The sequence below is a fragment of the Corallococcus sp. bb12-1 genome (assembly GCF_026626765.1).
Classification (GTDB): domain Bacteria; phylum Myxococcota; class Myxococcia; order Myxococcales; family Myxococcaceae; genus Corallococcus; species Corallococcus terminator.
The window spans coordinates 21,090-42,073 of sequence record NZ_JAPNJZ010000025.1 but is presented as its reverse complement, the minus strand read 5'-3'; the positions used below and the strand labels follow the sequence as shown (position 1 = coordinate 42,073).

Below are 20,984 nucleotides of genomic sequence, written 5' to 3'. Positions count from 1 at the left end.
GCGTGCCCGGGTCCCCCTTTCTTCGTCACGCGGCCTTGAGCCCCTCCAGGGGAAGCTCCACCACGAAGGTCGCGCCCAGGCCCGGCTCGCTGTCCACGGAGATGCGTCCGCCGTGCGCCTCCACCACCTGCCGGGCAATCCACAGCCCCAGGCCCAGGCCCCCGTAGTTGCGACCGGACACCGCGCGCTCGAAGCGCTCGAAGATGCGCGCGCGGTCCTCCGGACGGATGCCAATGCCCTCGTCGCGCACGGTGACGCGCGCGGTGCCGTCCTCGGAGGCCACGCGCACGGAGATGGGGCGGCCCTGGCCGTAGCGGGCCGCGTTCGACAGCAGGTTCGTCACCACCTGGTCGATGCGCAGCCTGTCGTACCGGCCGACGAGCGGCGCCCCCGACTCCAGCGTCACCGTCACGCCCATGCGCTCCACCTCCGCGCGCAGGCGCGCCACGGCGCTGCCCACCACGGAGGTGAGGTCCACGTCGTTCAGCTCCAACGCCAGCCGGCCCGTGGTGAGCTGGGACACGTCCAGCAGCGTCTCCATCAGCGCGTGCAGCCGCTGCACCTGACGGCCCGCGGACTCCAGCGGGCTCTTCGCGCGGCCCAGCGCGTCCTCGCCCAGGCTGCGCTCCAGCCGCTCCAGGTGGAGGCGGAAGGCGGCCAGCGGCGTCTTGAGCTCGTGGCTGGCCACCGCGAGGAAGTCATCGCGGGCCTGGAGGCGCTCGCGCAGCGACGCGGCGAGCAGTTCCTGGCGCAGGGCTTCGCGGCGCATGCGCGAAAGCTCCAGCATGGAGCGCACGCGCGCCACCAGCTCCCGGGCGCTGAAGGGCTTCACCAGGTAGTCGTCCGCGCCCGCCTCCAGCCCCTCCACCGCTTCTTCCTCGCCCGCGCGAGCGGACAGCATCACCACGGGGACGGCGCGGGTGGCCGGCACCTCCCGCAGCGCGCGCAACAGGCCGAAGCCACCCAGCCGGGGCATCATCACGTCCGTCAGCACCAGATCCGGAACGCTCGCGTGCGCGGCATCCAGCGCGGCCTGACCATCCGCCGCCAGCACCACGTCGAAGGACGGGGACAGCACGCGCTGCACGTACTCGCGCATGTCCGCGTTGTCGTCCGCCACCAGGACGCGGGGCCGCGCGTGCGTCCCTCCCAGCTCCGCCACCAGCACGGGCGACCGGAGCGCTCCCACCCCCGGCTCCGGAGGTGACGGCCGCGTGGGCGCGGGTTCGGCGTCCGACCAGCGCTCGGCCTCCTGGAGGAAGGGGCGCACGCCCTGGGCGGTGGACTCCTGTTCGCGCGGGGCGAGGATGCGCTCGGCGGGCAGGTGGGAAGAGCCCCGGGGGATGCGGACGGTGAAGGTGCTGCCCTCGCCCTCCACGCTCTCCACCCTCACGTCCCCGCCGTGAAGCGCCACCAGCTCGCGCACCAGCGCCAACCCGATGCCGGTGCCTTCATGGGTGCGGCCCCGGGCGTTGCGCACGCGGTGGAAGCGCTCGAAGAGGTGCGGGAGCTCCGAAGCCGGGATGCCCGTGCCGGTGTCGCGGACGCGCAGGACGACGGCGTCCTCGGTGGCCGTCAGCCGCACGCACAACGAGCCCGTGAAGGTGAACTTGAGCGCGTTGGACAGCAGGTTGAAGACAACCTTTTCCCACATCCTCCGGTCCACGTAGACGGGCTCCGGCAACGGGGGACAGTCCACCGTGAAGGAGAGCCCCGTGCGCTCCACCGCCGAGCGGAAGTGGCTGGCCAGGTCCTGTGTAAGTTCGGACAGGTCCGTGGGCTCGAAGCTGGAGTCGATGCGCCCCGCCTCCAGCCGGCTGAAGTCCAGCAGCGTGTTCACCAGCCGCAACAGCCGCCCCGCGTTGCGGTGCACCACCTCCAGCTCATGCCGGATCGCTTCCGGCAAGGGGCCTCCCGCGAGCACGTCCTCCAGCGGCCCCAGCATCAGCGTGAGCGGCGTGCGGAACTCGTGGGAGATGTTGTGGAAGAAGGCAGTCTTCGCCCGGTCCAGCTCCGCGAGCTGTTCGGCGCGCTGCCGCTCCTCCTCGTAGGCCCGCGCGTTGCGCAGCGCCACCGCCACCTGGGCGCCCAGCAGTTCGCTGAAGGAAGCATGGCCTTCGTCGAACGCGCGGTTGGGGGACAGCCCCGTGACGAGCACGCCCAGGGGCGCGGCCGTGCCCGCCCCCGCGAGCGACTGGAGGAGCAGTGACCCCACGGCGTCGCCGAAGGGGCCTCCCCGCAGGGACAACGCCGACCCCAGGCCGTCCCTGCGCACCCGCTCGCCGGAGAGCGCGCGCAGGAAGAACGCCGCATCCGCGCCGCCCCCGTCCAGCGCGAGGGTCTCAGGGCTCAGCGGTCCGCCCCGCTCCAGGCCCACGGCCCCACACAGCGTCAGCGTCCCGCCGTCCCGCGAGCACAGGTAGAGCAGCGCGAAGGGCACATCCAGCGGATGTCCGGCCATGGCGGACACCAGATCCGTGCACGTCTTCATGACGCTGCGCGTGTCCGACGCCTGGGCGGACAGGTCGCGCAACAGCCGCATGCGGCGGCTGCTCAGCACCTGCTGCGTCACCTCCGCGCACACCGCGAGCATGCCGCCAATGGCGCCCGTGTCGTCGAAGGCGGGCGCGTGGCTGACGTCGAAGTAGGACTCCTCCCGGTAGCCGCTGCGCTCCAGGAACAGCCTCATCGCGGGCACCCAGCTTGCGACGCCGGTGGTCATCGCCTCCATCACCAGCGGGCCCAGCGCGTCCCACGCCTCCGCCAGCGTGCCTCGGATGTCCGTGCCCAGCGCGCCCGGGTGCTTGTCGCCAATCACCGCCGAATACGCGTCGTTGTAGAACTGGCTGAGCTGTGGACCCCACGTGAGGATCATCGGGTAGCGCGACCCGAGCAGCGTCTTCACGAGCACCTTGAGGCTCGTCGGCCACGAGGCGATGGGGCCCACCGGCGTCGAAGCCCAGTCGTGCGCACGCACCAGGGCGTGCATCTGACTGCTCCCCGTGAAGAGTCCCTCCGGGCCGGGGGGAATGTCCTGACTCATCTCAGCCTTGCTCCTGGATCCACACAGTCCTGGTTCCTACGGTGACTCCCAGGGGTTTCCCACGGGTAGAATGCCCATCCGTCCGGAGCGGAGCACCCTTCCCGCTGCCTGCATGCACGGCATCCGGGCTGCTTGCTAGCCCTGCCGCCGCAGCCGCCACGCCTGCGAGTGGAGGTGGGCGAGCAGGTCCCTGTACGACCAGCCAAAGGCCTGCGCGGAGAGGGTCACGAGGCTGTCCTGCCGTTGCCTTCCAGGGCGTCCCGGCCCGGTCATGTTCGGCTTCAGGTTGAGATCGAAGAGCCGGAAGGTCCCCTGCTCGTCGCTCCGACAGTCGATGCGGATGGGCGCGGTCACCCCCAGGAGGCCCGCCGCGAGCGCGCACTTCTCCAGCAGGACCTTCACCCGGGGCTCCCAGCGCGCCGCCGGCCCCAGCACCTCACTGTTGTCCACCACCGCCACCTCGCCGCTGTACGGCGCCACCCCGTCCTGGTGGTGGAAGCGGCGTACGGGCGGCAGGGCCCACGCATGGGCGTAGTCGTGAGGCACGCCTCCCAGCACGAAACGCGCAGGGGGCATCACCGTCACGGTCAGCTCCTCCCCAGCCAGGTACTGCTCCAGAATCAACGTGTCACCAAAGCGGGGCACGCCCTGCTCGCGCGCGGCCAGCAGCTCCGCCGCCACCGCCTGGAGCTGCCCGAGGTCCGCGACGCGCACCACGCCCTGGCTGCCGCGGCCGCGCATCGGCTTGAGCACCAGCGGGAAGCTCAGCGCGTGCGCCTCCAGCTGCGCCTGCGTGAGCGCGTCCAGGCCCAGGCGCCCGGAGGCCCTCCGGGCGCTGACGAGCACCGACGCGGCGACGGGATGGCCCGCGCGGCGCAGCGCTTCGTTGGTCACCCACTTGTCGTCGAAGGTCTCCTGCGTGCGGGGGTCCTGCCCGACAATCCACACGTCGTTCAGCACATCCTCCAGGGGATGGCCGGTGAACAGCACGGTGTTGGCCCACAGCACCCGGGCCCCGGCCGCGCGCGCCGCCTCGATGCCCGCCGCGTCATCCCCGAACACCCAGTCCTCCTGCACGCGCGGGTCGGGGTTCGCCACCGGCGTCACCACGGGGACACCCGCTTCGCGCAGCGCGTACGCGATGTCCGCGCCGCTGTCCGCATAGCCCCCCTGCTTGGCCGGCTTGCGAACGCCGTCGATGACCGGCGGGGGCAGCGCCTGGAAGAGCACCGCGACCGGGGCGCGGGACTCCGAGGCAGGAAGGCCTTCGCGGCGCATGTCCGATTCCATGTCCCATCCCTTCAAGGGCTCGGCGGTCTGGCTGCTTCGCGACGCTCGCCGGGCTGTCCATGCCCGGTGGCGATTCTTACCTATCGAAGGGATGATGCCATCCCCCCAGCCCGAATCGCGGATGCTGCGAGAGAAGCATCCCTCCGAGGGCAGCGAAGGCCGCGGCCGGCTCTCACCCCGGCGCGAGGCGCTGCTCCAGGCGCGCATCAAGGACCTGTCGCTGCGGCTGTCCGGCACGCCGCTGGAGCGCTACATCGCGCAGCTTCACGCGGAGCTGGAGGTGAAGGGGCTGTCGTTCAAACCCCAGTGCTATCTGTCCGACGAATGGGGCTGTCCGTCGGGGGTGCCCGTCATCGGCCTGCCCTTCTACCTGGCGGATCCGGACCTGCTCTCCATCGAGGCGGAGCTGGGGGGCAGCGCGGAGACGGAAGCCGAAATCCTCATGTACCTGCGCCATGAGGCCGGCCACGCCTTCAACTACGCCTATCGCCTCTATGAAACCGACGAGTGGCGCCGCGTGTTCGGCGACTACGCGCGGCCGTACCGGGATGACTACAAGCCCCGGCCCTTCTCCCGCCGGTACGTCTTCCACATCGCCGGCTGGTACGCGCAGAAGCACCCGGACGAGGACTTCGCGGAGACCTTCGCCGTGTGGCTCACGCCGGGCAGCGACTGGGAGAAGCGCTACCAGGGCTGGGGCGCGCTCAAGAAGCTCCAGTACGTGGAGGCCACCGCGAAGGCGCTGGGCCACACGCCCGCGCGGGTGCGACTGGCCCAGCCGGACCTCACGACGGAGGAGATGGAGGGCACCGTCCAGGACCACTACCGCCAGCGCGAGCTGGACGAGAAGGTGGACCTGGAGCTGCGCAACGCCTTCGACCACGCGCTGGAGGACATCTTCTGGGGTCCGGGCGAAGCGCCGGTGAGCGCCGCGACGCTGGTGCAGGCGGAGCGCCAGCGTCTGCTCTCCACGGTGGGCCACTACTCCGGCGTGGGCCGGGGCGTGGTGCGTGCACTGGTGGATCACCTGTCGGAGAGAACCGCCGCGCTGAACCTCACCCTGCACCCCGACGACAGCCGCGAGGCGGCGATGCAGCTGGCCTCGCTCGTCACGGTGCTGGCGATGAACTACCTGCACACCGACCGCTTCTTCGAGGACTGACATGCCCCTGAAGTCCCTTCGCATCGCCGTCCTCCACTACCAGCCGAAGAACGAACCTCCGGACGCCGTCGTGGCGCAGGTGAGCACCGCCCTGCGCGCGGCCGGCCATGAGCCCGTGGACGTGCGCGTGGACGAAAGCGTGTCGGACCTGGTGCGGCTGGTGGCCCGGGCGAAGGCGGACCTCGTCTTCAACCTGTGTGAGACGTTCGCGGAGGACTACCGCCTGGAGGTCAACGTCGCCGCGGTGCTGGAGCTGGCGCGCATGCCCTTCACCGGCTCCGGCACGGCGGGCCTGCTGCTCGCGCAGGACAAGGTGCTCACCAAACAGCTGCTCCAGTTCCACGGCGTGCTCACGCCGCGCTTCGCGACCTTCGACGGCCTGTCGTTCCAGGCGAACGGCGATTTGTCCTTCCCCCTGGTGGTGAAGCCCGCGCGCTCGGACGCCTCCATGGGGCTGGGAGTGGAGAAGGACATGGAGGGGCTGGCGCGGCGGGTGAAGAAGATCCGCGAGGAGTACGACGACGAGGCGCTGGCGGAGGAGTTCATCGAAGGGCGCGAGCTGTACGTCGGCGTGGTGGGCGACAGCGCGCGCCCGGAGGTGCTGCCGGTGGTGGAGCTGGACTTCGGCTCGCGGTGGAACCGCAAGCGCATGAAGATCGCCAACCGCGAGGTGAAGTTCGCGCCGGAGACGCCGGGCAGCCCCCACCTCGTGCTGCCAACCGACCTGTCGGATGAGCTGCAGGGCCGCATCGGGCGCGCGGCGGTGACGGCCTTCCGCGCGCTCAAGCTGCGCGACTACGCCCGCATCGACTTCCGCGTCTCCAGCCGCACCAACGAACCCTACCTGCTGGAGGTGAACCCCAACCCGTACCTGGAGACGCAGTGCGAGGTGGCCATGGGCGCGCAGGCGCGCGGCATGGGCTACGACGCGCTGGTCCAGCGCATCGTGGACACGGCGGCGAAGCGCTACGGCCTGGGTGTGGCGAAGAAGGTCCCACCCGGTGCGTCCCTGCCGGCGGAGCCGTCCGCCCCGCACTGACGCCTGACGGGCATCCGGCCCGGATTCCGGTGGCCCCGCCGGGTGCCCGTGCTCTATGGGGAAGGGGTGATTCGCCGTCAGCTCCTGGACCACGCCAAGGCCGTGGCCCGCTTTGCCCCCGTGAAGCCCGCGGTGAAGGCGGGCCTGCGCGCCGCGCTCGCCATCTTCGTCCCCATGGTCGTAGGCACCGCCCTGAAGCTGCCCGGTGAGCTGTGGCTCGCCATTGGCGGCTTCAACACGTCCTTCGTGGACAAGGGCGGCTCCTACCACGCGCGAGCGCGCGCCATGGGCGGCACGGCGCTGGCGGCGGCTTTGTCCGCGGTCGTGGGCAGCCTCGTGGGGCTGTACCCCTCGCTGTCCATTCCCCTCACCCTCGTGTGGGTGACCGCGTGGAGCTTCGCGGGCGTGTTCGGCGCCGCGGCGAACACGACCGGCAACATCGCCGCCACCACCTTCGTCATCGCCGTGGCGCTGCCCGGGGATGGCCCGATGCACGCCCTCGTTTCCGGCGCGATGCTGCTGGCCGGCGCCTCGTGGGCGATGGTGCTGTCACTGGTCCTCTGGCCCATCCGGCCGTACCGCCCCGCGCGCAAGGCGGTGGCGGCGTGCTTCGACGCGGTGGCGGACTACGCGGAGGCGCTGTCGCGCGTGTCACAGGGCGCGCGCGAGGACTCGTGGCAGTTGCTCATCCAGGAGCAGCATGGGCGCATCCGCGAGACGCTGGAGCTGGCGCGCACCACGCTCACCGCCACGCGCCAGGGCCGCGTCGAGCGCGGTCGCGGGGAGCGGCTGCTGGTGCTGCTGGAGTCCGCGGACGCGATGTTCATGGGGCTCATCGCCCTGGCGGAGGACCTGGAGAGCCTGGGCCCTCCGGTGAGCGCGGTGGGAGACCCGCGCGCGGCGGTGGTCGTCGCCCTGCTGGACTGCGCGCACACCGCGCGCGACCTCGTGCACCTGACGGAGCAGGAGGGCCGCAGCCGCAGGCCGCAGCCGGAGTGGGATGGCCGAGCGTTGCGCGACGCGCTCACCGACCTGGACGCTCGCGGGCTGCTCACCCGCCTGGAGCGGGCGCGGCTCCGGGACGTGGCGCGGCTGCTCACGGAGCTGCGCGAGCGCGCGGACGTGGCGCTGGACACCGCGTGCCGGCTGCCCGGGCCTCCGGTGCAGGGCATGCCTCCGCCCAAGCGCGAGCTGGCCGAGGAGCCCCACCCTTCCCTGCTGGAGCCGCTGAGAGCGCACCTCACGCTGGACTCGGAGGTGCTGCGGCACGCGCTGCGCGTGGGCGTCACCACCACCGCGGCGGTGTGGATCTCCAGCATCTTCCGGCCAAACCACAGCTACTGGGTCACCATCACCGTCCTCACCATCATGCAGCCGTACACCGGGCCCACCTTCCTCAAGGCGCTGCAACGCGTGCTGGGCACGGTGGTGGGCGGCATCCTCGCCATCGCCGTGTCGTATTGGCTCCAGGATCCGCGCATGATGATGGGGCTCCTGTTCTGCACGGCGGCGCTGTGCGTGAGCCTCATCCCGCTCAACTACGGGCTGTTCACCGTCTTCGCCACGCTCACCTTCGTGCTGCTCGCGGAGCTGGGTTCCGGGGACTGGACGCTCGCGCCGGTGCGCATCGTCAACACCCTCATCGGCGGCGCGCTCGCGCTCGCGGGCACCTTCTTCTTGTGGCAGCGCTCGGAGGAGGAGCGCTTCCCCGCGCAGATGGCGGAGGCCCTGCGCGCGGACCGTGAGTTCTTCGGCGTGCTGGCCTCCGCGTGGCAGCGCGGGGAGTCCCCCCAGGCCCAGGCGCTCGCGGAGGCGCGTCGCAAGCTGGGGCTCGCCACCATCAACGCGGAGACGTCCTTCCAGCGCCTGCTCAACGAACCGCGCCGGAGCACCGAGGCCCTGGAGCCGCTGATGACGCTGCTCGCGTTCACCCGCCGCTTCGCCGCCGTCTGCACCCTGCTCGCCTCGCGGCGCTCTGTTCCCTCCACGCCCGCGGTGCACGAGGCCCTGGCCCGCTTCTGCGCCGCCATGGACGAAGCGCTGGAGGACCTGGCGGACGCGGTGCTCCACGGCCGTCCTCCCCGCGCCCTGCCCGCCTTCAACGCCCTGCTCGGCTGGAACGTCCCCACCCCCGACGCGCCGGGCCTCGCCCTGGGCCAGGAAGCCCCGCTGCTCCAGTCCCAACTGGAGCGACTGGCGCGCCAGATGTCCGTCCTTCACGGCGCCGCCACGCGCCGGATGGAGGCCCCGCCGAGCCCCGTGCCTGCCTCCCAGCCATCCATGAATAACAAGCCATAGCCGTAAAAATTGAATAATCTCCCGGGCCTTTCCCCCTGTCGTTGGAGAGTCCCGCATGTCCTTCGTGCCGTCGCGCGCCTGGCTGTCCCGTATCCCCCTGAGTGGCCTGATGCTGGCCGCCGCCACGTTCGCGTCCCCCACCGCGCTCGCGGCGAATGAATCCGTGAAGGTGTGGCTGACGACGACGTCGGGCAGCACGCTGGCGAAGAAGCTCAACGCGGAAGCGAACAAGACGTTCGGCGCGGAGAGCGGCACGGCGACGGCCATCGACGTGAACGACGCTGCGACGTACCAGACCATTGACGGGTTTGGCGGCGCGCTGACGGATGCGTCCGCGTGGCTCATCTACAACTCGCCCCAGCGCACGGCCATCATGAACGACCTGTTCAGCGTGGGCGCGGGCGCGGGCTACAGCGTCATCCGGCTGCCCATGGGCGCGTCGGACTTCTCGCGCAACAACTACACCTACGACGACACCTGCTGTGACCTGAACGACTTCTCCGTGGGCCACGACACGGCGTACATCCTGCCGCTGCTCCAGCAGGCGCGCTCCATCAACCCGGAGGTGAAGATCTTCGCGGTGCCGTGGAGCGCGCCCGCGTGGATGAAGTTCAACAACTCGCTCACGGGCGGCGGCTACCTGCGCAACGACCTGTACGCCACCTACGCCAGCTACTTCGTGCGCTTCCTGCAGGCGTACAACACGCACGGCGTGCCCATCCACGCGTTCAGCACCCAGAACGAACCGCACAACGCCAACGGCAGCTACCCGACGATGCAGATGGAGTCCAACGACCAGTCCATCTTCACCGCGCAGCACCTGCGCCCGGCGCTCAACGCCGCGGGCTTCAGCGGCGTGAAGCTGCTCGCGTGGGACCACAACTGGCACGACGGCTCCGGCCCCGCCGGCTTCCCTCATGAGGTGATGGCCTACAACGGCGGGCAGGCGCAGGCCGCCGTCGCGGGCGCCGCGTACCACTGCTACGAGAGCCCCGAAGGCAGCTACACCGTGCAGACCGACTTCCGGAATGCATACCCCAACAAGGAGGTGCACTTCACCGAGTGCACCGGCGGCTTCTGGGCGACGAACGCCGCCGCGAATCTGGAATGGGCCCTCCAGAACAACCTCTTCGGCCCGCTGCGCAACTGGTCGCGCACGTCGCTGTACTGGAACATCGCGTTGGACCCCAACCACGGGCCGCGCGTGGGCGGCTGCGCGGATTGCCGGGGCATGTTCACCGTGAACAACGGCAACGGCACCTTCACGCGCAACGAGGAGTACTACGCGTGGGCGCACCTGGCGAAGGTGGTGCGCCCGGGCGCGGTGCGCGTGGGCGCCACGTCGCTGGGCAACAACAACATTGAAACGCTCGCCTTCCGCAATCCAGATGGCTCGCACGCGCTCGTCGCGCTGAACTCCAACGACGGCGCCACGCTCGGGTTCAAGGTCCGCTGGGCCGGGCAGGCGTTCGAATACAGCCTGCCGCCGCGCTCGGTGGCGTCCTTCCAGTGGGGCGGCACCGCGAGCCCGCAGGGCCCGTGGTACCGGCTCGTGAACAAGGCCACCGGCAAGTGCGTGGACATCGTCGGGCCGTCCGCTGCGGATGGCACCGGGCTGCACCAGTGGACGTGCCACACGGGCGCAAGCCAGCAGTGGTCCCTGGTCGCCACGGACAGCGGCTATTCGCGGCTCGTGTCGCGCTACAGCGGCAAGGTGCTGGACGTGGACGCCGCGTCCACCGCGGACGGCGCGCGCGTGCAGGAGTGGTCCTGGGCGGGAGGCTTGAACCAGCAGTTCAAGCCGGTGGCCACCACCGGGGGCTTCTCCCGCTTCGAGGCCCGCCACAGCGGCAAGGTGCTGGACGTGGCCAACTGCTGGAACACCGGCGACGGCGCGGCGCTCCAGCAGTGGGTCTGGGCCAACAACGACTGCCAGCAGTTCCGCCTGGAAGCCATGCCCTGACGGAAACCTCCGCGCGACGAGGCCTCAGGGCACCGTCGCGAGGAACACATCGAGCAGGGCGTTCACCTGCTCGGGTGCATCCAGCTGCACCCAGTGCCCCGTGCCCGTCACGACCTTGAACGGAATCCCCGGGACGAGCACGTGGTACGCGCCGGGGGATTCGTTGAGCGGCGTGATGACGGACAGGATGGGCCCGGGGTAGCGCTTCAGCGCGGACTCCGGGTCGAACGTCAGGAGCGCCCCCATGCCGGCTCGGAACGCGCCCTGCGCGGTGCGCCCGAGCTGCGCCATCACCCGCTCGCGCACCTCCGGGGAGGACGCGGGCAACAGCGACTGCCAGTACTCCCCCGCCGCAGCCTTCCAATGCTCGGTGGCCAGCGCGTCCATCATCCCCTGCGCCTGCTCCTTCGGAACGGAGCGACCGTCGGAGGCAGGGTCCAACAGGAACAGGCCCGCGACGCGCTCCGGATTCGCCCCTGCCCAGGCCGCGCACACCGCGCCGCCCAGGCTGTGCCCCACCAGCACCACGCGCGACAGCCCCAGTCCGTCCACCACCGCGCCCAGGTCCCGGGCGAACTCCTCGACGGGGATTTCCTCGGCGGACGACGTCAGCGTCGAGCGGCCGTGCCCCCGCAGATCCAGGGCCACCGCGCGGCGGTGCGGACGCACGTGCGCCAGCTGCCCGGCCCACTGCTCCGTGTTCCCGGCGAGCGAGTGCACGAACACCACCGGGATCCTCGTCCCGGCTCCACCATCGTCCACATACAGCTCACCTGCCTCGCCCTTCATGTCCCGTGGCCTTTCCGCGCGGGGTTCTCAGTGACCCGCGCGCCCTTGAGTGACAGGTCGCCAGTTCCAACGGCGTCCCGAGGCAAAAACGACCCGTCCGGCGGTCGTTTCGTTCGGAGTCCAACACCCTCCAGGCGGCCGTGCACGCGCCCACCGCTCTTTTTGGAGCCAGGTGGTTCCGTTCGCCACCATCGCAACCACTCTTGCGTGCACCCTCAACGCACGTGAAGACCTCCGACCTTCAAGACCCGGGCACCCGTCCCCGGACCACCGTCCTCAACGTCAACGACGACGCGGCGACGCTGTACCTCTTGAGCCTCACGCTCCGGCAGGGCGGCTACCACGTGATTGAAGCCACCTGCGGCCAGGAGGCGCTGACGCTCGCGCAGGGGATGCCGGACCTGGTGTTGCTGGACGTGCACATGCCGGACATCGACGGCTACGAGGTGTGCCGCCGCCTGCGCGCCGACGAGGCCACGCGCGATCTGCTCATCGCCCACCTGTCCTCCGTGTCCATCCAGCGCGAGGACCGCGTGAAGGGACTCGCGCAGGGCGCGGACGCGTACTGGACCCGGCCCCTGGCGGAGGACGAGCTGCTGGCCAACATCGAAGCGCTCCTGCGCCTGCAGGCCCGCGCCCGGGACGCCGTGCGCGCGCGCGACCGCTTCCTCAGCATCGCGGCGTATGAGCTCAACACACCCATGACGGTGCTGCGGCTCAACCTGGAGCGCGCCGTGCAACTCGTGGTGAACGACGCCGCGGGCTCCGTGTCCACCGGCCCCGTGGAGAAGCGGCTCACCCCCGCGGTGCGCCAGCTCACCCGGTTGCAGAACCTGGTGGACAGCCTGCTGGATGTCTCCCGCCTGTCCACCCGGGACATGGAGCTGGACATGGAGACCGTGGACCTGTCCCGGCTCTTGCGTGAACAGGTGGAGCAGCTCCAGCCACAGGCCCACAGCGCGCGGGTGGCCCTGGACATCACGCTGCCCGACGTGCCCGTCGTCCTCTTCGGAGATGCGCCGCGGCTGGCGCAGGCCGTGGGGCATGTGGTGTCCAATGCCATCAAGTTCGGCGAGGGCCGGCCCGCGCACGTGCGCCTGGAGACGCGCGACGACCACGCGGTGCTGACGGTGGAGGATGCGGGCGTGGGCATCGCGCCGGAGGACCACGCGCGCATCTTCCGCCGCTTCGAGCGCGTGACGACGGGCGAGCGCTTCGACGGCCTGGGCCTGGGCCTCTACCTGGCGCTGGCGATCGCCACCGCCCATGAAGGCACCCTCACCGTGAAGAGCGCCCTGGGCCAGGGCGCGTGCTTCGAGCTGCGACTGCCGCTGCACCTGACCCGACGGTACTGAACCTCCAAGGAGAACACTTCGTGGCGAACACAGCGGACAACGACGAGGGCGCGCAAACGCACGACGGCAGGAGCCCCACGAAACGGCTCGTGACCAACGTGCCCCGGCTGGACTTCATCACCAAGGGCGGCCTCATCCAGGGCTCGTCCTACGCCATCATCGGACCCCCGGGTTCGGGCAAGACGGTCTTCGCCAACCAGATCGCCTTCGAGCACGTGCGCACCGGGGGCAAGGCCCTCTACGTGACGCTGCTGACCGAGTCGCACGGGCGCATGCTGGAGAACCTGTCGCAGATGACGTTCTTCGACCCCAGCGTCATCCCGGAGAAGCTCCAGTACCTCAGCGCGTACCGCGACCTGGAGAAGGAGGGCCTCAAGGGGCTGCTGGAGCTGGTGCGCAAGAACGCCCAGCAACACGGCGCCACGCTGCTCATCATCGACGGCATGGACGTGGCGAAGGAGTTCGCCCACTCGGACCTGTCCTTCAAGCGCTTCCTCCAGGACCTGCAGACCTTCTGCAACATCCTGGGCTGCACCACGTTGCTGCTGGCGCCGCACCACGAAGGTGAAATCCATCCGGAGAACACCGCGGTGGACGGCATCTTCGAATTGTCCCTGTGGCTGCACGGGCCGCGTGCGGTGCGCGAGCTCATCGCCATCAAGTTCCGGGGCGGGCCGTCGCTCCTGGGCCGACATGAGGTGGAGATCTCCGACCGGGGCATGGTCATCCACCCGCGCACGGAGGTGCAGTTCGCGCACCCCGCGTCGGCGGGGCGCGAGGACCGCATCCGCATGCCCTTCGGCATCCCCCGCCTGGACGATGCGATGAGGGGGGGCCTCTTGTCCGGCTCCACCACGCTGCTCTTGGGCGCGCCCGGCACCGGCAAGACGCTCCTGGGCCTGCGCTTCCTCCTGGAAGGTGCCAGGGCGGGACAGCCCGGCGTCTACTTCGGCTTCTACGAAACGCCCCCCCGCCTCATCGAGAAGGCCCTGGGCACGGGCATGAAGGACTTCAAGAAGTACGTGGACGAGGGCCTCATCGAAATCCAGTGGCAGCCGCCCCTGGAGCACAACATGGACTCGCTGGCGGAGCGGCTCCTGGAGCGCATCGAGGAGCGCAAGGTGGACCGGCTGCGCCTGTTCATCGACGGGGTGTCCGGCTTCCGCTCCGCCGCCGTGTACCCGGACCGCCTGGTCCGCTTCTTCTCCGCGCTCACGCACCAGCTGCGGATGATGGACGTCACCACGCTGTACTCGGATGAGACGCCGCTGTTCAGCCCCGGCGTGGACATGCCCCAGCCGGAGGCCGCGTCCACCGTGGAGAACGTCATCCTGGTGCGCTACGTGGAGCTGCGCTCGCAGCTCTACCGGCTGCTCTCCATCATGAAGATGCGGGAGAGCGCCTACGACAGCAGCATCCGCGAGTTCTCCATCTCCAAGGACGGCATCATCGTCGCGGACACCTTCGAGAGCGCGGAGAGCATCCTCACCGGCCATGCGCGCATGACGTCGAGCCCCGCGCCGGCCCACGAGGACGCACGCTCCGGGCTCAAGAACCCCCTGGGCTCGAAGTCGCGGAGCACGAAGAAGCAGCCCGCGAAGAAGCCGGCTCCCGCCAGCGCCTCCCGCCGGAGGCGCACATGAAGACCGTGCTCGTCGTGGACGACGAACTGGACGTCGCGGAGGCCGTCCAGGCCATCCTGGAAGAGGAGCAGTTCCGCGTCATCCTCTGCGGCAATGGCCGCGAGGCCCTGGAGAAGCTCGCGGAGGTGAAGCCCACCCTGGCCATCATCGACGTGATGATGCCGGTGATGAACGGCTACGAGACCATCGACGCCATCCGCGAGAATCCGGATTACGTCTTCCCCATCCTCGTGATGAGCGCCATCCAGCCGCCGAAGGAGAAGGCCGCGCAGCAGGGCTGGGCCGGCTTCCTCAAGAAGCCCTTCTCGCTCGCGTCCCTGCTGGAGTCGGTGACGCGGCTGACCTCCTCTTCGTAGGCGGAAAGGTCGCACGTTCCAGCCTGGACACGTTTGCAGCTCCAACCGGGCGCCGGGCAGGCAGCCAGCGCCCGCTTCGGGTTGAAAACGAAGGGTCGCGCGCGCACAGTGGGGACACTTGACGCGGCGCATCCATGCACACTGAAGTCGTGACGAACTCCCGCCAGGAGCCCGGCCTGTTCCGGCTCACCTGGCCCATCTTCTTCGAAATCTTCCTCTTCATGCTGATGGGCACGGCGGACACGCTGATGCTCAGCGGTGTGTCCGACGCCGCGGTGTCCGCGGTGGGCGTCGTCAACCAGTACGTGTTCATCTGCATCCTCATCATGGAGGTGGTGAGCCACGGCGCGTCCATCGTCGTGTCCCAGTACCTGGGCGCGAAGAGGAGCGCGGAGGCGTCCAGGATCGCGGCGCAGGCCGTGACGATGAACCTCCTGTTGGGCATCGCGGTGAGCGCGGGCCTGCTGCTGTCGGCCGACACCATCCTCGGGCGGATGAACCTGGAGCCGGTGACGCTTTCGTACGCGAGCACCTACTGGCACATCGCGGGCGGGTTCCTCTTCCTCCAGTCCCTCATCAACGTCTTCTCCAGCCTCATCCGCACGTACGGCTTCACGCGGCAGTCCATGTTCGTGGCCATGGGCATGAACGTGGTGCACGTCCTGGGCAACTGGGTGCTCATCTTCGGGCACTTCGGCGTGAGCGCGCGGGGCGTGGAAGGCGCGGCGATGTCCACCGTGCTGAGCCGCGCCCTGGCGGTGGGCGTCTTCGGATGGCTGCTCTACCGCGTGATGGACGTGCGCATGAAGCGCCGGGACTTCGTCGCGATGACGGGCGAGTACGTGCGGAAGATTCTCCGCGTGGGCGTGCCGTCGGCGGTGGAGCAGATGACGTACCACGCGTGCCAGACGGTGTTCCTGTACTACGTGACGTTCCTGGGCCCGGCGGCGCTCGCGTCCCGGCAGTACGCCAACGCGATGTCGCAGTACGTGTTCCTGTGCAGCCTCGCCATCGGGATGGGCACGTCCATCATCGTCGGCCGGCTGGTGGGCGCCAACCGCTCCTCGGACGCGTACGCGCGCGTGCTCACGAGCCTCAAGTGGAGCATCGGCATCACCGTGGCCGTGGACCTGACGGCCATCGTCTTCCGCGAGCCGCTCATCCGCCTCTTCACCCACGACGGCGACATCCTCCGGATGACGTCGCAGGTGCTGGTGCTGAGCCTCATCCTGGAGACGGGGCGTTCGTTCAACCTGGTGCTGGTGAACGCGCTGAGAGCCGCGGGGGACGCCACCTTCCCCGTCTACATGGCGATGGGCTCCATGGTCTGCATGAGCCTGCCGCTGGGCTACTTCCTCGTCTTCCACCTCCAGTTGGGGCTCGCGGGCGTGTGGCTGGCGGTGGCCGCGGATGAATGGACGCGCGGGTTCGCCATGTGGCTGCGCTGGCGCAGCAGGGCCTGGGAGCGCCTGTCGTTGGTAACGCCCGTGGAGGCGCCGCCGGTCCTCGCCCACTAGGGCATGGGCGTGTACAGGGAGCGCACGAGGCCCCTACGATGGCCCCCCATGCCCACCCGACTGCGCATCATCCACTTCGACGTGTCGCAGGGAGAGTCCTCCCTCATCAGCCTGCTGCCCGCGCTGGGTGATGCGAAGCACGTCCTCATCGACGGCGGCAAGCTGAGCCGCGGCAAATACGTGCGGCTCATGCTGGAGAAGCTGGGCGTCACGAAGCTGGACGCCATCGTGTGCACGCACCCGGACGGCGACCACCACGAGGGGCTCACCCCGGTGGTGGAGGGGTTGGCCGAGGTGACGAGGCTGTACGCCCCTCGCGACGTGTCCGACTTCCACAAGTACACGAAGCTCAAGAAGGCCTGCGAGGACGCGGGCACCACCTGGGTCGACGCGCGGGTGAACACGAAGCTCATCGACTCCGCGGGCTGCCTGCTGAAGATCGTCCATGTCGGTCGCGGCACCGTGAGCGACGACAACCCAGCCAGCATCGGGTGCACGCTCAAGTTCCACGACTTCACCTACTTCACCGCCGGAGACCTGCCGCTCGAGGACGAAGAGGGCCTGGGCCTGGGCCACATGTGCGCGTTCAAGTGCGGCCACCACGGCGCGGAGACGAGCACGTCCCGCGACTTCGTGGATGCCATCACGCCCACCGCCGCCTTCATCTCCGCCGGGCACCACAACCATGACCATCCCCGGCAGTCGGTGCTGGACATCCTCTGCGCCACGGACAGCCTCCAGCGCTTCTACACGACCAACTGCGAGCCCATGCGCACCGGCTTCGTGAACAGGGGCACCGGTGCGAAGCGCAAGGGCTTCGCCGCGAGCGCGCGCCTCCAGGGCGTGATGGGCCACCTCGTCCTCTACACCGACGACACGCTCGCGAAGAACCACGATGGCGCGGGCACCACCTTCCGCGTGGCCCACCCGCAGGACGCGGGCCTGGGCGGAGGCTTCCAGTGGAAGTGGTACGCGCACATCTGCGCGAAGGACGACCATGTGCCGGAGGCCGCGTTGGCGCCGGTGACCGCCCCCCTGGCCGCGAACGAGCTGCCGGAGTTCCGCCTGGAGGCGCTGTCCACCACCATCCAGACCCAGCAGGTGACTACCCCCACCTACAGCTTCGCGGACCTGCTGGCCGCCTCCCGGGTCGACACCTTCAAGCGCCCGAGCAGCCCCATCCGCGAGTACATGGGGGATCCGGACAACTTCCTCAAGGACCCCGCCGACAAGAAGCGCAAGACCAGCGGGAGCAGCGGGAGCCAGCCCAAGAAGAAGGCGAAGGTCTACGTGCATCAGGACGACGTCCAGCGGATGTCCCAGTGCGTGTGGTGCGGGACCGACGCCATGGGCAGCAAGCCCCCGTTCCGGTCGAAGTGCGACTGCAACCTGGACTGGTACGTCTGCAGTGACTGCAAGCACGAGCGCAAGGAAACGGTCGACTGCGACCTGTTGCAGGTCGCCTCCTGAAGCCCTCCCCCCACCCGCGTTTCATTCCAGCCCGTAAGTCCTTCGGGCCGAGCATGCCTGCCCCGCACGCCTGCGAGGGGCACGCGCAACGTCCGCCGGGGCCCCTTCCCCCGGGCACCTCCCATCCCACTTTTGGTGGGGCGCGCATCCGCCCGCCCCACCACTTCGAGGGAGAAGCCCATGCTCGCCGTCGTCTACAAGAAGACCAGTCAGGTGAAGGTCGAGGAGGTCGAGGACCCCAAGGTCGAAGCGACCACCGACGCCATCATCCGCGTCACCTCCGCGGGCATCTGTGGCAGTGACCTGCACATGTACGAAGGCCGCACCGCGTCCAAGGCGGGCCAGGTGTTCGGCCACGAGAACATGGGCGTGGTGGAGCAGGTCGGCCCCGGCGTGGTGGGCATCAAGAAGGGCGACCGCGTGGTGCTGCCCTTCAACATCGCCTGCGGCACCTGCTTCGACTGCGTGCGCGGCCGCACGGAGGCCTGCCTGGTCGCCAACCCGGACGCCCCCCACGCGGGCTACGGCTACGCGGGCATGGGCCCCTACCGCGGCGGACAGGCGGAGCTCCTGCGCGTGCCCTGGGCGGACTTCAACTGCCTGAAGCTCCCCGGGCAGCCCGGTGACGACCTGGAGGACGACTTCCTGCTGCTGTCGGACGTCTTCCCGACCGCCTACCATGGCACCGAGCTGGCGAACGTGAAGCCCGGCAGCACCGTGGCCGTGTTCGGCGCGGGGCCCGTGGGCCTGCTCGCCGGCTACTGCGCGCTCCTGCGCGGCGCATCGGAAGTCTACGTGGTGGACAGCGTCCCGGAGCGCCTGGCCAAGGTGAAGGAGATGGGCGCCACTCCCATCGACTTCACGAAGGGCGATCCGGTGAAGCAGATCATCGACATCCGCCGCCAGAACCCGCTCATCATGGGCGCGCTGCGGCCGGGTGAGGAGAAGGCCCTGGGCGTCATGTGCGGCATCGACGCGGTGGGCTACCAGTCGCGCGACAACCAGGGCGCGGACGCGCACGGCGGCAAGGAGAAGCCCACCCAGGTGCTGGAGCAGCTGGTGGAGCTGGTGAACCCCACGGGCTCCATCGGCGTCGTCGGCGTCTACATCGCGCCGGACCCCGGCGCCGCGGATGAGAACGCGAAGCAGGGCATCTACCCGCTGCCGTGGGCCAAGGTCTTCGACAAGGGCATCACCGTGGGCACCGGCCAGACGCCGGTGAAGCGCTACAACTACTTCCTGCGCGACCTCATCATCGCGGGCCGCGCGAAGCCGAGCATGATCGTGAGCCACCGCCTGCCGCTGAGCGACGCGCCGGAGGCCTACAAGAAGTTCGACGCCCGCAAGGACGGCTACACCAAGGTCATCCTCAAGCCGCAGCAGAGCCCCAAGGCCAAGGCCTGAGCCAAGATGTCCGCCAGTGCCCCTTCCGCGCCCTTCAGAGTGGACGGGCGTGCGGAAGGGGCCCGGGCGGTATAGGGTTTGACAGTGGACGCCCTGGACAATCCGTCGACAGTGCTTGTCGTTGAAGGCTACGACGACCTGCGCGAGGCGCTGGTGGCCCTCCTCGTATTGGAGGGGTACACCGTCCTGTCGGTAGCGACCGTCATGCAGGCCATGGAGGTGCTGAGCCGCCTGCCCCGCCACCCCTGTCTGGTGCTCTTGAGCCTGATGCTGCGCAGCCCCGAGGACCAGACGTTCCTCTCCGGGCTGCGGAGCATGGACCCGTCCCCCCGGTTGCCGGTGCTGGCGCTGACGGCGGATCCCGACCTCCAGGCGCCCCTGCCCGGCACGGTGGGCCTCTTGGGCAAGCCGGTGCGCACGGAGGTCCTCCTGGCCGCCGTGGAGCGCTACCGGGCGCGTCCCTGAGTCCACGGAAGGTCTGGAACCGCGCAACTCCTGGGGCTTCCGGGCGATAATCCTTCATCAGCCACCGTCGTTCCGGTGGTTCGAGGGGGAATCCATCATGTCCAGAGTCGGTGAATCGAGCGGCGGTGCCGCAGCGCGTGTCCAGCAGGCCCGGGCCCAGGAAGTCCGCCCGCCTCCGCCGCCCCCCGCTCCCAGCGGCTCCCGCCGCACCTCCGACACCTTCGAGTCCGCGCCCGCGAGCCGCCGGGGAGGCCCCGCGCTGGGTTCGCCCGCGCCGGTGGCCACGCCCACCCCGGTGGGGACGGCTGGAACCCCGGTGGCGACGACCGACACGGTGGCGACGTACCAGTCAGGTCCTCCGCAGCGGCCCGACATCCAGCACGACAACGGCTTCCTGCAGAACCCCAACGACCCCAACGACCCGAACCCCATCGCCACGCAGAGCCCGGGCCTGGGCGACTACGCGGCGCTGGCCGAGTGGGAAGTGAAGCTGCGCGGAGCCCGCGCCCTCCAGGGCGTGCCGGGCGTGCCGCACAACGACATCCCGGACGGGCTGGACGCGTACGACCACTTCCTGCACGGCGGCGGGAAGGACTCGCGGTTCAGCTACGAGCGCTTCGTGTCCACGGACCCGTCCGGCCAGGCGGTGCTCACCAACTCCACCCGCGACACGCAGCAGGGCGCGGAGGCGTACTACAACCAGCTCGTCGCCAATGATCCGTCGCTCGCCGGCAAGCCGGTGACGTTCCAGATCACCGGCTCGCAGATTGGCGTGGGCTCCAGCGAGCAGTTCCCGTACCCGGAGACGGAGAACTGGCAGAAGGCCATTGGCGGCCACTCCATCTGGAACAGCGCCACCGTCACCGTCTATCCACCGGAGCAGCCGGGCGGCAAGCCGCGCTTCGAGATGGACATGACGCTGCACGCGGAGGACCGCTACAACTTCAACCCGGGCCAGCAGGACATCGCCACCGGCGCGCCGGACGCGGCCAACGGCCGCTTCGAGCAGACCGGCCTGGGCCACCAGTACACCAACCGCGCTGAACTCCAGCGTCATGTCACCTGGACCCAGGGGAGCCCCGAGAATGCGGTGTCGCGTCCCATTGGCGGCCGTTAGCCGCGCGCTCGCTTCCACCCTGCTGCTGGGGTGTGTTTCGCTCGCTTGTGACAAGCCCGCTGCCGGGAGTGCA

At 69.8% G+C, this 20,984-nt stretch carries 15 protein-coding genes; 12 read left to right on the top strand and 3 right to left on the bottom strand.

Annotated features, from left to right (window positions below):
• Positions 1 to 25: 25 nt before the first annotated feature.
• On the bottom strand, positions 26 to 3,043 hold the full coding sequence (locus tag OV208_RS30550; protein WP_267577470.1) for an ATP-binding protein: 3,018 nt from the start codon (positions 3,041 to 3,043) through the stop codon (positions 26 to 28).
• A gap of 135 nt (positions 3,044 to 3,178) precedes the next feature.
• Positions 3,179 to 4,321: a biotin carboxylase gene (locus OV208_RS30545; RefSeq protein ID WP_267577469.1), complete on the bottom strand. Its 1,143-nt coding sequence runs from the start codon at positions 4,319 to 4,321 to the stop codon at positions 3,179 to 3,181.
• Positions 4,322 to 4,424: 103 nt separating this feature from the next.
• Here OV208_RS30545 and OV208_RS30540 point away from each other — a divergent pair, with 103 nt between their 5' ends.
• From OV208_RS30540 to OV208_RS30525, 4 genes are read left to right on the top strand one after another with little or no spacing between them, the layout of a single operon-like run.
• Positions 4,425 to 5,495, top strand: a complete 1,071-nt coding sequence (locus OV208_RS30540) for a putative zinc-binding metallopeptidase (protein ID WP_267577468.1) — start codon at positions 4,425 to 4,427, stop codon at positions 5,493 to 5,495.
• Position 5,496: 1 nt separating this feature from the next.
• Positions 5,497 to 6,534, top strand: a complete 1,038-nt coding sequence (locus OV208_RS30535) for a D-alanine--D-alanine ligase family protein (protein WP_267577467.1) — start codon at positions 5,497 to 5,499, stop codon at positions 6,532 to 6,534.
• A 42-nt stretch (positions 6,535 to 6,576) separates the two neighbouring features.
• Positions 6,577 to 8,832: an FUSC family protein gene (locus tag OV208_RS30530; protein WP_267577466.1), complete on the top strand. Its 2,256-nt coding sequence runs from the start codon at positions 6,577 to 6,579 to the stop codon at positions 8,830 to 8,832.
• A 55-nt stretch (positions 8,833 to 8,887) separates the two neighbouring features.
• The gene (locus OV208_RS30525) at positions 8,888 to 10,795 is read left to right on the top strand and encodes an RICIN domain-containing protein (protein ID WP_267577465.1); all 1,908 of its coding nucleotides are present in this window, start codon (positions 8,888 to 8,890) and stop codon (positions 10,793 to 10,795) included.
• Between the two features lie 24 nt (positions 10,796 to 10,819).
• Here the strand turns inward: OV208_RS30525 and OV208_RS30520 are convergent, their stop codons facing one another.
• On the bottom strand, positions 10,820 to 11,584 hold the full coding sequence (locus OV208_RS30520; protein WP_267577464.1) for an alpha/beta fold hydrolase: 765 nt from the start codon (positions 11,582 to 11,584) through the stop codon (positions 10,820 to 10,822).
• A 224-nt stretch (positions 11,585 to 11,808) separates the two neighbouring features.
• Here OV208_RS30520 and OV208_RS30515 point away from each other — a divergent pair, with 224 nt between their 5' ends.
• The 8 genes from OV208_RS30515 to OV208_RS30480 all read left to right on the top strand — a co-directional run bounded on the left by OV208_RS30515 (position 11,809) and on the right by OV208_RS30480 (position 20,911).
• Positions 11,809 to 12,939: a hybrid sensor histidine kinase/response regulator gene (locus OV208_RS30515; RefSeq protein ID WP_267577463.1), complete on the top strand. Its 1,131-nt coding sequence runs from the start codon at positions 11,809 to 11,811 to the stop codon at positions 12,937 to 12,939.
• 20 nt (positions 12,940 to 12,959) lie between these two features.
• Positions 12,960 to 14,582 (top strand): ATPase domain-containing protein, encoded by a 1,623-nt coding sequence (locus tag OV208_RS30510; protein WP_267577462.1) that lies wholly within the window; start codon positions 12,960 to 12,962, stop codon positions 14,580 to 14,582.
• Positions 14,579 to 14,938: a response regulator gene (locus OV208_RS30505; protein ID WP_267577461.1), complete on the top strand. Its 360-nt coding sequence runs from the start codon at positions 14,579 to 14,581 to the stop codon at positions 14,936 to 14,938. Before OV208_RS30510 ends, OV208_RS30505 begins: the two co-directional genes overlap by 4 nt.
• Positions 14,939 to 15,072: 134 nt before the next feature.
• A complete protein-coding gene (locus OV208_RS30500) occupies positions 15,073 to 16,455 on the top strand; it encodes an MATE family efflux transporter (protein ID WP_267577460.1) in 1,383 nt (460 codons plus the stop codon).
• 48 nt (positions 16,456 to 16,503) lie between these two features.
• On the top strand, positions 16,504 to 17,925 hold the full coding sequence (locus OV208_RS30495; RefSeq protein WP_267577459.1) for a ComEC/Rec2 family competence protein: 1,422 nt from the start codon (positions 16,504 to 16,506) through the stop codon (positions 17,923 to 17,925).
• Positions 17,926 to 18,105: 180 nt separating this feature from the next.
• Positions 18,106 to 19,329: a glutathione-independent formaldehyde dehydrogenase gene (locus OV208_RS30490; protein WP_267577458.1), complete on the top strand. Its 1,224-nt coding sequence runs from the start codon at positions 18,106 to 18,108 to the stop codon at positions 19,327 to 19,329.
• 111 nt (positions 19,330 to 19,440) lie between these two features.
• A complete protein-coding gene (locus OV208_RS30485; RefSeq protein ID WP_267577457.1) occupies positions 19,441 to 19,794 on the top strand; it encodes a response regulator in 354 nt (117 codons plus the stop codon).
• Positions 19,795 to 19,891: 97 nt separating this feature from the next.
• Positions 19,892 to 20,911, top strand: a complete 1,020-nt coding sequence (locus OV208_RS30480) for a hypothetical protein (protein WP_267577456.1) — start codon at positions 19,892 to 19,894, stop codon at positions 20,909 to 20,911.
• The last annotated feature ends 73 nt before the right edge of the window (positions 20,912 to 20,984 follow it).